Genomic DNA, 13,256 nt, shown 5'->3' with positions numbered 1-13,256 from the left:
ATATCACAAGAGACATATCACTGCGAATAAATTCGCCCGTGCCTAGCCCCCATAAATAGAATTTAGGGGCTTTCCCGGCACGGATAACTTGGTAATTTCTCTCAAATTATAGTTAGTTGAAAAAATATATAGGAATCCTATTTAATTTCTGAAAAAATCTCGGTAGTCTTGTAATGGACTGTCATGGCTTTAATGTTGCAAAAAAATTGTAGGTTGGGGAGCCACTGCGTTGCGCGGGTTAAGAGCGTTGTAGCAAGTGGCGTTGGAGGTTTTGCCAAAGCCAACATCCTGATATATGTTGGGTTGCGCTCCGCTCCACCCAACCTACGTCTACGTCTAATGCACTATTTTGCGTAGACAGTCTACTACGTGCATTTCAAAAATAGGACTTATGCAAAAACTCTCTCAAACTCTCATTCCTCCGTGGCTTCTGCGTCCTCCGTGGTAGCCTGCGGCAAGCCGCTCCGCGTCTACGTTTTTCGTTACCTTTGCGTAAGTCCTAAAAAACTCAATATATCTTTATTCCTTCTTCCCAGTTAAGAGTTCCCTATTAGCCGTTCCCTTTCTCTACGAGTGATTCAGGAATCAAATCGGATTGCTATAGTTGCTAACTGCAAAAATAAGAAATTATGTTTTCTTTATCAAACATTAGTTTTAAATGCTTTTATCAAATTCCCAAAAGTATCTAACTGCACATATTGGCTATGATAAATAATTTCATTAACTAGCAACCAGCGAGAACGTAACTTATGACTATTAAAGGTTCTAAGGATAATCTTCTATTAAATAGATAAATAATTTGAGATTCGGCAAATTATTTAGTGAGATGTATGTTATGGTTTTTATAGGAATCAAAACGAGTGAAAGCACAAAAAAACTTCAAGACAAGTTTGAGGCAAGCTCAATAAAGTTTTTTTGCTCTGCTAAGTCCCCTTCAATTAGCTACATCTTTTTTAACGAAAATCTAAAACTAGATTGAGTAGGATAGTAGCCTTTGTAACAACTTGAAGTCAATCAAAATTTATCTGGGTATGAGCCAATAAGAGTTGGCTAACCTAGCTAGAGCATTACCCGCCAAAGGCAATTACTCTTGGAGTCTGGGAAGAAAGACTCTTAGTACAGCCTGACAATTCAATAGAAATACAGAATATTTACTAACTTCGTCTTGCGGGAGCAAACATTTCAACCGCAAACCAAGTTGAAGCAGTTGCTGACTTTTGGAACGAAAACTTCAAGCAGAATGGTGTCGTTCCATAATTTCGAGGAATTTAACCATATTGTCAAAAGTCACCAAGATATTATCTCAGCCAGAGTATCAGATGTCGCCTGTGCAGACATTATAGTACTGCATCTGTAACTGCTACTTTTCGGCTGGAATTTATCCTGCTGCATCAATCACGAAACGAGAAGCGCTATAGATTTTCTTGGTTACTTGACATCAGCAAAATCAGAAAAGTTGTGGTGACCATTTAAGAGTGGATTGCAATTTGGTTGGTTGTGTGGTTCAAGGAACAAATCTGCGTTCATTTGAATTCCTGCTGCAACCACTCTTGAGGCTTGAGCAACCATTTGGGATTGATTACAACAGCTTGATAATGCTGAAGTCATAGTTTCAAAGGCTTCGTTATTAGGAGATTAGATTTCTCTATCTCTTAAGCGATGTCTGACGACAAGCCGCTCTGCGTCTACGCTTCGTGGGTAAATATGTTCTGATTTTAACTGTTTTTGCCAGGGTGCAATCGCCAACAGGCTCTACTTCCCTACACCACCAAGGGTGAATATTTCACATCAAGCTTCTGACTCATCAACTAAATCATTGTAGGAAAACACAACCATGACTGAGCAAAAGATTAGACAAATAGCTTTCTATGGTAAAGGCGGTATTGGTAAATCTACCACTTCTCAAAACACCTTAGCAGCTATGGCAGAAATGGGTCAACGCATTCTGATTGTCGGTTGCGACCCTAAAGCTGACTCTACCCGTTTGATGCTACACAGTAAAGCTCAAACAACCGTTCTTCACCTCGCAGCAGAACGTGGCGCAGTAGAAGATATCGAACTCCATGAAGTGATGCTTAAGGGTTTCCGTGACGTTCTTTGCGTAGAATCTGGTGGGCCAGAACCCGGTGTAGGTTGCGCCGGTCGTGGTATCATCACCGCCATCAACTTCTTAGAAGAAAATGGTGCTTACCAAGACCTAGACTTCGTATCTTACGACGTATTAGGTGACGTTGTGTGCGGTGGTTTCGCAATGCCTATCCGCGAAGGTAAGGCACAAGAAATCTACATCGTTACATCTGGTGAAATGATGGCGATGTACGCTGCTAACAACATCGCTCGTGGTGTTCTTAAGTATGCTCACACAGGTGGCGTGCGCTTGGGTGGTTTGATTTGTAATAGCCGTAACACTGACCGGGAAATCGACCTAATCGAAACCCTGGCAAAACGGTTGAACACCCACATGATTCACTACGTACCTCGTGACAATATTGTACAACACGCAGAATTGCGCCGGATGACTGTTAACGAGTACGCACCTGACAGCAATCAAGCTAACGAATATCGGACATTGGCTCAAAAGATCGTTGACAACAAGAACCTCACCGTCCCCACCCCCATTGAGATGGAAGAGTTAGAAGAATTGTTGATTGAATTCGGTATTCTTGAAAGTGACGAAAATACCGCAATGCTAGTTGGCAAAACTGCTACTGAAGCACCTGTTTAAAGTGTTGCTAAGTAAATAATGGTCTAGGGTGGGCTGTTACCCACCCTTTCCCCAATTTTTGTATTTCTTTGTTTCAATCCCTAATAACCCAAGTTGCTAATTATTCGGATTTTTTGAATTTCACTTTTGAATATTGAATTGGAGTGCAGCAAAATTATTAGTGCAAGCCGCTATACATACAAATTTCTCGAAAATGGCAGAATGACTGTCTCAGATTAATTCTCCCTAGCAGTGTATTCTTACCAGTTACGCTGATAATATTGTGCTGCTTGCGACATATTAAATTGTAATAGCTTTTCCTCTCCCAACTTGTATCGCAAACTCGGCTTAAAAGGCGAAATATTCAAACTGCGAATAATTTCTGACGCCACAGCCTTTGCTAGTAGCGGTGGTACAGAGTTACCAACTTGCCGAAATCCGTGCCATTTGGTTACATGAAATCTAAACCAATCTGGGTAAGAATGCAATCTTGCTGCTTCCCTAACTGTAATACAGCGGGGCGTAGATGGATGAATCGGTCTCGGAGATGTGAAAGAACCCCTATACCTGTCTGTTCCGGCTCTTAAAGTATTGCAGACACCAGCAGGATGTAGCTTATAAAAACGACTAATTTTTTCTCTTTCGCCTTGTTGAGTATCCTGAAAACGTTTAATAGTTTCCGCAGAATGTTTTGTTCTTAAACTTGAAGAAAGTATTCGCAAGTCATATTCACGTTTGTAAGAATAATCATCAGCTAGGCACTTAAGACCACGAAGTACAAGAGCATATTTATTAGGCTTTTCATATTCTGCTATAACCCAATCTCTTGTTAATAATTCAGGATATTTTTCTATTTCGGGTAAATCTCTAATTGCATCCCAGACTGTAGGACTCAATGGGATGTCAGATAGTTTTTTAGAATTTAAATTATTTATTAATGCTTGTTTAGTAATCGGCTGAGGGTATTTTGGTAACTCTACATCTTCCCTTGCACCTATCAGAAATAATCTCTCACGAGATTGTGGTACTCCGTAATTTGCAGCGTTGAGAATTTGGTAATCTTCTTCTACTTGATAGCCGTATATTTTAAATTCGCTAATTAAGCTTTGGAGGATTTGTTTGTGTTCACCAACTGTGATACCCCGAACATTTTCCATCACAAAAAATTTCGGTTTTAGCTCAAAAACCAGCCGATGAAAGTGAAATACCAAGGAGTTTCGCGGGTCATCGACAGCCCGTTTACCAATTAGGGAAAATCCTTGACATGGTGAGCCACAAATTACCACATCAATTTCGCGATCGCCAATCTTAGACCGACTCCTAATTTCTTCCCCGGTTGTATCCACAACACTTTTACATAACACTGAGCAATAAGGGAAGTTAAACTCATGTGTTGCACAGTGGATCGGGTCAATTTCCACAGACGCTAGCACATCAAAACCAGCTTGTTCAAAGCCAAGAGTCATACCACCCGCACCAGCAAACAAATCAACTGCGATCGCTCTTTGTTTTTTCATCTCATAAGTCATGACACCTCTAAAGGGATTGGGTATTGGGGATTAGGTATTGGGTATTGAGTATGGCGTATTAAATATACAAAATTTTCCTAGTCCCCAGTCCCCAGTCCCTAACCCCCACACCCCGGCAGCATTTGCAAAATTTCTAGAGCAGCGCGATCGCACACCCCAAATTCCCCTAGACACTGCCGCATTTCTTCATAATCTATCAAAGTTTGCTCTCTGCGACTGGGATTGAGTAGTAATTCCATTGCTGCTTGGATAATATTTTCTGCCGTAGCTTCCTCTTGTAAAAATTCTGGCACAATCGGCTTCATCACTACTAAATTAGGTGGCGATGCAAAGCTTATAGAGCCTTTGAGGATTTTACGAGCTATCCAAGCAGTCAGGGAACTGAGGCGGTAAACTACAACTTGCGGCACGTTTAACAAAGCAAGTTCTAGGTTGACAGTACCAGATTTGCTAATGGCTAAATCAGCCGCAGCAAAAACTTCCTTTTGTTGAGCTAATAGAACTGTAGCCCGTAAACCGTAACGCTTAATAGCCTCTTCAATTGGCTGTCTATAGACTTCTAGCGATAGGGGAATCCAGAAACGAACTTCAGGTAATTTAGCTTGAATAGTTTGAGCAGCTTCAAAAATAATTGGTAAAAGATATTTTAGTTCTTGGTGACGAGAGGCGGGGAGGAGTGCGATCGCAATCTCTTCTGGTGCAATCCCCAGGGTTGCACGGGCTGCTTCCCGACTGGGAGCGTCCTGCATCCGGTCAAGCAAAGGATGACCTACCCAACTAACTTCTGCCCCTTTCTCACGAAAGTAACGGGCTTCTTGTGGGAAAATTGCCAACAGCTTATCTGTAAAACCAACAATTCGGTTAGTATTACGCACATTGATCGACCAAGCCCACTCTTGGGGAGCGATGTAATACACCACAGGTACATCTGGTAAATGCCGTTTCACGTAAGTCCCAATTCCCAGATTCGGACTCATGTAGTCGATTAGTACCACTAAATCAGGTGGATTTTGCTTTAAGGAAGCGATCGCCTGACGTTGCACCTGGAGGGTCGGTAAAAGATAAGGTAGCCCTTCTAGAATACCCATTGAGCCAATACTGCTAGTATTACCTAGCAGTACTGCCCCCGCCTCTACCATTTTTTCGCCTCCCAGTGCCACAATCTCTAATTCCAACCCCATCGCCACAGCTTGACGCTTCAGCGCTGAAATTAGCAGCGACCCTTGTAAATCGCCAGATACTTCGCCAGTGCTGATAAATATCCGCATTTGATAATTAAAGTGAGGAGTTAGGAATTCAAAGTGAGGATTTAGTAGTTAAAAGTTAGGAATCAGGAGTAAAGAGTTAAAAAATTAAATTTATCAACTCATAACTCATAACTCCTAACTCCTAACTCCTAACTTACGATTCATCACTCACGCCTTTTTTCCCTTTACCGGGAATTAAACCACGTCTTCCTGGCATCTGAGAAAGTAGCAGAAAGCGGCGTAGATGCTGCAACTCTTCGCTATCCCCTAACAATTCCAACTGTTCCAAGGCATCCTTAAAGGACAAATCAGAACGGTAGAGAATGCGGAAAGCTTTTTTCAGCATAAGTAAATCTGCTGAATCCATACCAGACCGTTTGAGTCCGACAAGGTTGAGGGTTCGCACCCGCGCCGGATTTCCCTCCACCAGCATATATGGGGCCACATCCCGATCAATACGTGCCATACCTCCTACCATTGCGTGTCTACCAATACGCACAAATTGATGGACACCTAAAACCCCACTCAGCCTAGCGCGTGACTCTATATGGACATGACCAGCCAACGCCACAGAGTTAGCAATCACTACTTGGTCTTCAATCACGCAGTTATGAGCCACATGGACATAAGCCATCAGTAGATTGCCATCACCAATTACCGTTGCTTCACCAGCACCAGTAGCGCGGTTAATGGTAACGTACTCACGAATCAAATTGTTATCACCAATTTTGACCCAGGTTGGTTCTCCCACAAACTTGAGATCCTGGGGTTCCATACCGATGGCTGCACCTGTAAAAATCTGATTTTGCGCCCCAATTTCACAAGGTCCCTCTAGCACTGCATGAGCGCCGATTATTGTTTCAGGGCCCACTTTGACATGCGCTCCAATCACAGCATAGGCACCGACTTGCACTGTATGGTGGAGTTCCGATTTCGGATGAATTACAGCAGTTGGATGAATTAGCGTTTTCAAGGGTGAATCTCCAGAACTGTCTTGATAAGCCAGCGCCAGGACGGGTTTCTAGGCAGCGTATGACTCTACTGAAGAGAGTTATACCAACTGCCGTCCCATTGAGGCGACTGACATTGTTGAGCGTGAAGTATTTTCAGTGAACGAAAGTGTCGGGCAAAGCAAGTTAAGTGTGTTTGTGAGTGCGTCTCGTAGAGAGGGCGGCAAAAATCAAGAAATTATCAGATGCTGCTGTGGATTTTTTACTGTTATCCTTTTTTAGGATTCAGTAGGGGCATTTCACGGCTATACCCACACCACGAAAGCAAACTTTTAGTTAACTAGAGAAAACATTAATTCCCCTTCACAAGCAAGTTGACCGTCAACTTCGGCACGACCTTGCATCTTACCGAAACGACGTTGTTTTACCCATAACAGTTCCACCGTCATTACTAGTTGATCTCCCGGTATGACCTGGCGACGAAAGCGGACTTTATCGATACCAGCGAAGACAAACAGTCTATCTTCTACCGAAGACATTTGAGTTAGGACAATGCCCCCGACTTGTGCCATTGCTTCGACAATTAACACCCCTGGCATCAGTGGACGCCCAGGGAAATGTCCTTGAAAATAAGGTTCGTTGATAGTGACATTTTTAACGCCAACAGCTTTTTTACCTGGAGCGTAGTCAATTATTTTGTCTACAAGTAAAAATGGGTAGCGGTGGGGTAGCAATTTCTGAATTTCTTCAGATGTGAAAGTTGTTTTAATCTCAGAACTGATTGTAGTCTCATTTATAGCCTGTGGTTCGGTAGATATAGGTGTAGTCGTATCGATCGTATTCACTTCAGTGAGGATTGACATTGGCCGTGTAGTTGATTTTTCATCTGAAAGTTGAGTAGGCAGCTGTATATCCAAAGTCTTATTAATCCTAGATTTTAGGCTTTAGTTTGAATCTAAAATCCCAAATCCCAAATCTAAAATTCTTTGAGCCAGTTGAATGTGTAAATTATGGCTGGCTTTATACGCCAAGAAATGAGCGCGAGGAAAAGTTCCTAGTAAACTTAAATCTCCTACTAAATCCAAGATTTTATGACGGACTGGCTCATTTGCAAATCTCAATGGTGGATTTAGCCAGCCTTCTGGTCCACAAACGAGTGCATTATCCAAACTACCACCTTTAATTAGCCCTGTTTTTTGTAAGTGTTCAATTTGATGTAGTAACCCAAAAGTACGCGCAGGAGCAATTTCCGCCGCAAAGCTAGTAGAAGTTGTTCCTACTTCAGCCGTTAGTGACCAACTATGCCATTGATTACCAATGGCGGGCAGGTCAAAATCAATACCATAACTAAAGCGGGTTTCTGGTGCTGGGAGGGCAGATACAAAGGCATCCCCTTGATAGATCCATAAGGGTTCTGTAACAGTCAAGGGAACTGGGTTGTTAACTGGTTGTGATACTAAGCCAACTTGGGCAATATTGGCTGTCCACACACTTGCTGAACCATCCAAAAGTGGGACTTCTGGGCTATCAATTTCGATACGGGCATTATCCACACCCATACCCGAAAGTGCTGCCAACAAATGCTCTACCGTGCGAACAGATACCTCACCCTTACCTAACTGAGTTGAGAGAACAGTGTGACTAACTGCCGTAACTTGGGCTGGAATGATCGGTAAATCCGGTAAATCCACCCGCACAAAGTAGCGTCCACTTCCCGCCTCCGCTGGTAGTATCCGCACCTGGGTATTCACACCGCTATGCAGTCCCACCCCTATTTGGGTGATTTCTGCTGCTAGAGTGTGCTGTTGCATAGCCGAAAAGTCAATATATTTCCTTTAGTATTGTTCATCGTCTGTGTTTGGTAAAATCCCTGATATTCCCCGAAAAATCTCATTAATCCCTTTATCGGAACAGTATTGAGGTAAATGTAAAAATTAGCAAGCTAATCCCAAAAAGTTAATTGTCCTTTGTCCTTTGTCCAATTGTGATTCACTAATGACAACTGACTAATGACCAATGACTAATGACAAATTAAAATCTTTCGCCAATACCGAAATTAATCTGGCTACCACCATTATCGTTGATACCGTAATCAACCCGAATTGGCCCCAGTGGAGACTGGACGCGAATGCCAAGACCATAACCATAGCCAGTGCCGTTTTTATTCAACAATTCAGCGGCTTGAGTACTAGTTCCCAGGTCACTACCGGCATCAAAAAATAGTGCGCCGCTGACTACTGAAAAAACTGGGAACCGATACTCAACTGATGCTTGCACATAACTGCGTCCACTACCTAAGTCTCCTTCTCCATAACCCCGAACGGAGTTGCTACCCCCAAGGGTAAAAGCTTCGTAGGGAGGCAAGTCACCAAGAATTGTTCCTGCTTGCAAGTTAAATGCTAGAGTTTGTGAGCCTTTTTTAGAGAAGCTAATCAACTTGATGGGTAAATATTGGCTGTAGCTCCCCCGTAATCTGGTGAGGAGAATGTTGCCTAGTCCTATAGGGGCTGACTGATCAATACCGAGGCGCAGATAAGAACCTTTGGTGGGTTGCAAAGGGTTATTACGGAGATCGTGCTGTATACCGAGTTGAAACAGCAACAAATCGTCTTGACCTCCTGGAGACTCGGTTAATTGAGTGGTGGTTGGTTGTGCGACAATATTTCCATTCTGGTTAATAGGATTTCCATTACTGTCAAATAGCCCTCCTGTTTTTACAATATTGCCATTGGCATCACGGGCAGAAACTCGTTGATACTGGAAACCTGCTGAGGCTGACCATGCGGAAGTTTTATAGGGATTAGAGGACAGGGGACGGCTAAAAGTGACACCACCACCTAAACGGAGAATGCGGGGGCTGGCCTGAGAAGTTGTATCAGTGGGATTATTTGGGTCAAATGTATTAATATTCCGATCTTTGCCCTGAAAAATCAACGAAATAGAACTGCGGCGAAAAATATCGGTTGTGTAGGAAGTTCGGTAAGGATCTCCTGCAATCCAGGGGTCTGTGAAGCGCAGGTCAAACAGCACTAAATTCTGCTGCCCCACCTGTATCTCTGCTCCCAGTTTTTGGTTTCTACCGTTCAGGTTTTGCTGTTGATAGCTAAGGGTGCCAAAAAGTCCGCTAGCAGAACTAACCCCTGCACCAGCCGCAATGGAACCACTGCTGCGTTCAGCTACATTCACTACTACATCCACCTTGCTGGGGTCAGTACCAGGATCAAGGGACACGTTCACATCTTCAAACAGTCCCAATCCATACACACGCTGTAGGTCTTTTTGCACTGTGTTGCGGTTGAATACTTGTCCTGGCTTCAACTCCAATTCTCGTGTAATGATGTATTCTTTTGTCCGTCCCCGAATCGGTTGTCCTTTTTCGTCTGTCTCTTGACCATCTTTATTGCGGAACCGGACTCTAATATTTTCTACTACCCCTTCTGCTACTTGCAAGGTAACAACTCCGTTTTCAGAGACTTGTGGCGCTCCAATCACGTTGGCTAGCACGTAGCCTTGGTCTTGATACCGCTTGTTTAACTGCTTGATGCCTTCTTGCAAGTCACGCAAGTTGAGGATTTTGCCATACTGATCGCGAAAGACTTCATCCACAGTATTAGCTGGTAGTACAGAAGCGACACCAGTGCCAGGATTGGCTTGCACTTCTACTTTGCTAAGAACAGGGTTAGGCTGCACCACAAAGCTGACTCGCACTCCCAAGGGAGTATCTTCTGGCGTTGCTTGGACGTTGGAGAAGAAGCCAGTACCAAAAATGGCGTTAATATCTTCTTGCAGCTGGCTGCGGGTTGTGGTTTGTCCTGGTTGAGTACGAATTACTTTGTAAACTTGGCTTTCTAGTTCTGGTGATAGTTGTCCAGCCTGTGATTTGACTACTACTTCCGACACCAGTACGCGGGGGTCATTGGCTTCTGGGGTTGTGTTGGGTTGAGTATTTCCCGGAGTTGTCGGCGGGTTAACATTTTGCGGACTGGGAGTAGCACCTGGGCTTCCCGGAGTTGTCGGTGGGTTAACATTTTGCGGACTGGGAGTAGCACCTGGGCGTGGGGCAGGTGTTCTTTGTTGACTAGTCGGGGGAGAAGTGTCTGGAGTGGCAGAGGGTTTTGGAGTTGTGGGTAATAAAGGTTCCGTTGTCGGTGGATTAATATTTTCTGGGACTGGAGTAGTCTCAGGAGTTGGGGAAGGCGTTGGTTGTTGAATTTCTGGCGCTGGAGAGGGCTGTTGAGTAGGGCTGGGATTGAGTTGAGAGGTTTGTGCAGTTTTTGGCGTTGTGGAGGCTGACACTTTTACCTCTGGGGTTGCGTAAGCGTAGCCCAACCCAGGCATCGCTGCTGGATTGGCAGGGTAAATTGCGACAACGCGGGATTGGGGACGCTCCCCTTCTATAACCCCTATGGATTTAGATAGAGATTCTAGACTTTTACTAGAGTTAACCTGACCAGTGTCCTTTTCTGGCTGCTGATTTGTTTCTAGTGTCAAAACTTCTGTTGTCTGTTTTGAACTGTTGGCGGTTTCGGCATTTGCACTCAATGAGCCACCCAAAGGGGCTGCAATTGCCACTACTGCCAGCAATACGGGGGATAAACGCATTTTACTTATATTCCTCTTCACGACCACACACACCATCACAAATAGTCATTAGTCATTGGTCATTAGTCATTGGTGAATAACAAAGGACAAATGACAATCCACACGAGTTTAATTTATTTTTGCTCACTTAATTATTACTCTCTACTGCTTTTAGCACTCTTTGTAAAACCTCCTGGTAGGCATCCTCTACTTTTCCTAAGTCCCGGCGAAAGCGGTCTTTGTCCATTACCCGGCGGTTTGAGTCTTCTTCTGCGGTATCCCACAAACGGCAGGTGTCGGGGCTAATTTCATCTGCCAAGAGCAACTGCTGTTGTGAGTCCAAACCAAACTCTAGTTTGAAGTCTACTAGGGTAATACCACACAGCTGCCAAAAGTTATTGAGAAATTCATTGATTTGCAATGCTAGATGTGTAATTGCGTCTACTTGTTCCGCAGTAGCTAGTTCTAGCAGGTACAGGCGATCGCGTGTCAATAAAGGATCTCCTAACTGATCGTTTTTGTAATAAAACTCAACCAAAGGCTGTTTCAGAATTGTACCCACTGGTAATCCTGTTTGCTGACACAGACTGCCAGCAGCAATATTTCTGATCACCACTTCTAAGGGCAAAATCTTGACAGCCCTCACTCGCATCTGATTTGGGGCAGGGCTGTCGATAAAGTGAGTCTTTATACCATAAACCTCCAACTGTTTAAAAAGCTGGCTGGAAATGCTACAATTTATTTTTCCTTTACCTTGGATGCTGCCACGCTTTTGGGCGTTAAACGCCGTGGCGTCGTCCTTAAAATCAGCCAACAAGACTTCCGGATCGTCCGTTGTATACAGAATTTTCGCTTTGCCTTCGTATAACTTGGAATTAACAGACATGGTGGCAGGTAAAGTTTTAGGCTATGGACAAGAGTTGTCCTTTGAGGCTTCACCATTTTATCTTTAGTTATTAACTATTAGCCATTGGTGATTATTTTAATGAGGGAGCAGGGAGCAAGGGAGAAGAATTTTCCCCTCCGCACCCCGCTTCTGTGCCTCTTTCCAATGCCCAATACCTAATGCCCTCTTGTTGGTCATTCTTCACTAGCTAATTGCCAGAGATTCAGAACTAAATCTCTAACTTTTAACAGAGGACAATTTGCTTTTCTGCATAGTATATTTACTTAAGTAAGTTTATTGGAGAAATTGTAATTATTGTTGCAGATATAATTTTGCTAAGATATCTGAGTATCTTTTATTATGTATCTAATTGTTTCGACTGAAGTTGATTACAGTTTGGACTTCATAAATTAAGATGAGATAAATTGACAACTGGGAGGAAAGTCAAATATTCTCTCTGGTTACTTTAGCAGAAGCTTTTTTGTAACATTTACAACAAAAATATTTTAAGCTTTACCCTCTAGTACAAGAAGGCAAAATTAAAAGGGAACAGGGAACGGGCAACAGGCAACAGGGAAATCCCCATAATTAAAATCAGGGGATTTGTACAAGGACACATTGAAACATCGTGGCTGACGCCATCTCGTTTCAAATATTTTTATCTCTTTTCATAAATAAATTTAGGGGCTTTAAACCCTGTATTCGGGGCTAATTTTTTTTCTGTTCCCTGTTAAGAGTTCCCTGTTCCCGCCCCGAAGGGGCTTGGTAAAAAGGCAAAAGTAAAAAGAAAGAATGCTTATTTTGTAAGCTTTCTGGCTATTTTAAATGGGTGGTTTATTTCCGCCGTGTTGTACTAGTCTCAAAATCTAAATTAACCAATTCCTGTATCACCAATTGGAAAAGGATTTGGATGATTGGATTTGCCCCAGTCTGATAAAAGAAAGATTAGGTTAGCTAGTGATTCAGCTTCAGAGATTCAAATAGAAGGAGAATTGAATACATTGGAGAATAAAATAGTGAACAAGGATGATTTTCTCTTCCCTCGTGGTCGTTATTACGGTCAGGTAAAGCCAGAAAACTTGGTTTTTAATGCAAATTTACAGGAATTTGCTCAACGAGTCAGCTACATTTGCAACTTAGAAACAGGTGGAAAACTACCTCCAGGTGCAGCTTACGAACAAATAAAGGATCTGTGGAAACAGTTGAAACGCTCAAAAAAAGAGCTAGGAATTGGCGAAGACCCGTTTCAGGATGATCAGGGAGAGGCTAATGGCTAATGGCTAATGGCTAATGGCTAATGGCTAATGGCTAATGGCTAATGGCTAATGGCTAATGGCTAATGGCTAATGGCTAATGGCT

At 43.1% G+C, this 13,256-nt stretch carries 9 protein-coding genes; 2 read left to right on the top strand and 7 right to left on the bottom strand.

Annotation, left to right across the window (positions count from 1 at the left end; translation table 11 throughout):
• Positions 1-1,834: 1,834 nt before the first annotated feature.
• Positions 1,835-2,725, top strand: a complete 891-nt coding sequence (gene nifH / locus V7K67_RS09465) for a nitrogenase iron protein (protein WP_334710608.1) — start codon at positions 1,835-1,837, stop codon at positions 2,723-2,725.
• A 239-nt stretch (positions 2,726-2,964) separates the two neighbouring features.
• On the opposite strand, the gene V7K67_RS09460 is transcribed toward nifH, so the two are convergent.
• From V7K67_RS09460 to purC, 7 genes are all read right to left on the bottom strand, one after another.
• Positions 2,965-4,233: a DNA cytosine methyltransferase gene (locus tag V7K67_RS09460; RefSeq protein ID WP_334730875.1), complete on the bottom strand. Its 1,269-nt coding sequence runs from the start codon at positions 4,231-4,233 to the stop codon at positions 2,965-2,967.
• A 98-nt stretch (positions 4,234-4,331) separates the two neighbouring features.
• Entirely contained in the window at positions 4,332-5,501 is a 1,170-nt protein-coding gene (gene lpxB / locus V7K67_RS09455) for a lipid-A-disaccharide synthase (RefSeq protein WP_334730876.1), read from the bottom strand.
• Between the two features lie 133 nt (positions 5,502-5,634).
• Positions 5,635-6,453, bottom strand: a complete 819-nt coding sequence (lpxA, locus tag V7K67_RS09450; RefSeq protein ID WP_334710611.1) for an acyl-ACP--UDP-N-acetylglucosamine O-acyltransferase — start codon at positions 6,451-6,453, stop codon at positions 5,635-5,637.
• A gap of 309 nt (positions 6,454-6,762) precedes the next feature.
• Positions 6,763-7,293 (bottom strand): 3-hydroxyacyl-ACP dehydratase FabZ, encoded by a 531-nt coding sequence (gene fabZ, locus V7K67_RS09445; protein WP_334710612.1) that lies wholly within the window; start codon positions 7,291-7,293, stop codon positions 6,763-6,765.
• Positions 7,294-7,374: 81 nt separating this feature from the next.
• Complete coding sequence (gene lpxC, locus V7K67_RS09440; RefSeq protein WP_335166252.1) at positions 7,375-8,241, bottom strand: UDP-3-O-acyl-N-acetylglucosamine deacetylase; 867 nt, start codon at positions 8,239-8,241, stop codon at positions 7,375-7,377.
• 220 nt (positions 8,242-8,461) lie between these two features.
• The gene (locus V7K67_RS09435; protein WP_334730878.1) at positions 8,462-11,032 is read right to left on the bottom strand and encodes a BamA/TamA family outer membrane protein; all 2,571 of its coding nucleotides are present in this window, start codon (positions 11,030-11,032) and stop codon (positions 8,462-8,464) included.
• A 127-nt stretch (positions 11,033-11,159) separates the two neighbouring features.
• Positions 11,160-11,897: a phosphoribosylaminoimidazolesuccinocarboxamide synthase gene (gene purC / locus V7K67_RS09430; protein ID WP_334730879.1), complete on the bottom strand. Its 738-nt coding sequence runs from the start codon at positions 11,895-11,897 to the stop codon at positions 11,160-11,162.
• A gap of 1,013 nt (positions 11,898-12,910) precedes the next feature.
• On the opposite strand from purC, the gene V7K67_RS09425 reads away from it, so the two are divergent.
• A complete protein-coding gene (locus tag V7K67_RS09425; protein ID WP_334710621.1) occupies positions 12,911-13,174 on the top strand; it encodes a DUF7219 family protein in 264 nt (87 codons plus the stop codon).
• Positions 13,175-13,256 lie beyond the last annotated feature (82 nt).

Source organism: Nostoc sp. (genome assembly GCF_036917155.1).
Lineage (GTDB): Bacteria > Cyanobacteriota > Cyanobacteriia > Cyanobacteriales > Nostocaceae > Nostoc.
The sequence above is the reverse complement of the archived record's forward strand: the minus strand, read 5'-3'. Positions and strand labels throughout refer to the sequence as shown.

What these genes read in the sequence shown, in the direction of transcription:
- lpxB (WP_334730876.1), bottom strand. Translation starts at nt 5,501, where the DNA reads ATGCGGATATTTATCAGCACTGGCGAAGTATCTGGCGATTTACAAGGG.
- lpxC (WP_335166252.1), bottom strand. Translation starts at nt 8,241, where the DNA reads ATGCAACAGCACACTCTAGCAGCAGAAATCACCCAAATAGGGGTGGGA.
- V7K67_RS09460 (WP_334730875.1), bottom strand. Translation starts at nt 4,233, where the DNA reads ATGACTTATGAGATGAAAAAACAAAGAGCGATCGCAGTTGATTTGTTT.
- nifH (WP_334710608.1), top strand. Translation starts at nt 1,835, where the DNA reads ATGACTGAGCAAAAGATTAGACAAATAGCTTTCTATGGTAAAGGCGGT.
- fabZ (WP_334710612.1), bottom strand. Translation starts at nt 7,293, where the DNA reads ATGTCAATCCTCACTGAAGTGAATACGATCGATACGACTACACCTATA.
- V7K67_RS09435 (WP_334730878.1), bottom strand. Translation starts at nt 11,032, where the DNA reads ATGCGTTTATCCCCCGTATTGCTGGCAGTAGTGGCAATTGCAGCCCCT.
- purC (WP_334730879.1), bottom strand. Translation starts at nt 11,897, where the DNA reads ATGTCTGTTAATTCCAAGTTATACGAAGGCAAAGCGAAAATTCTGTAT.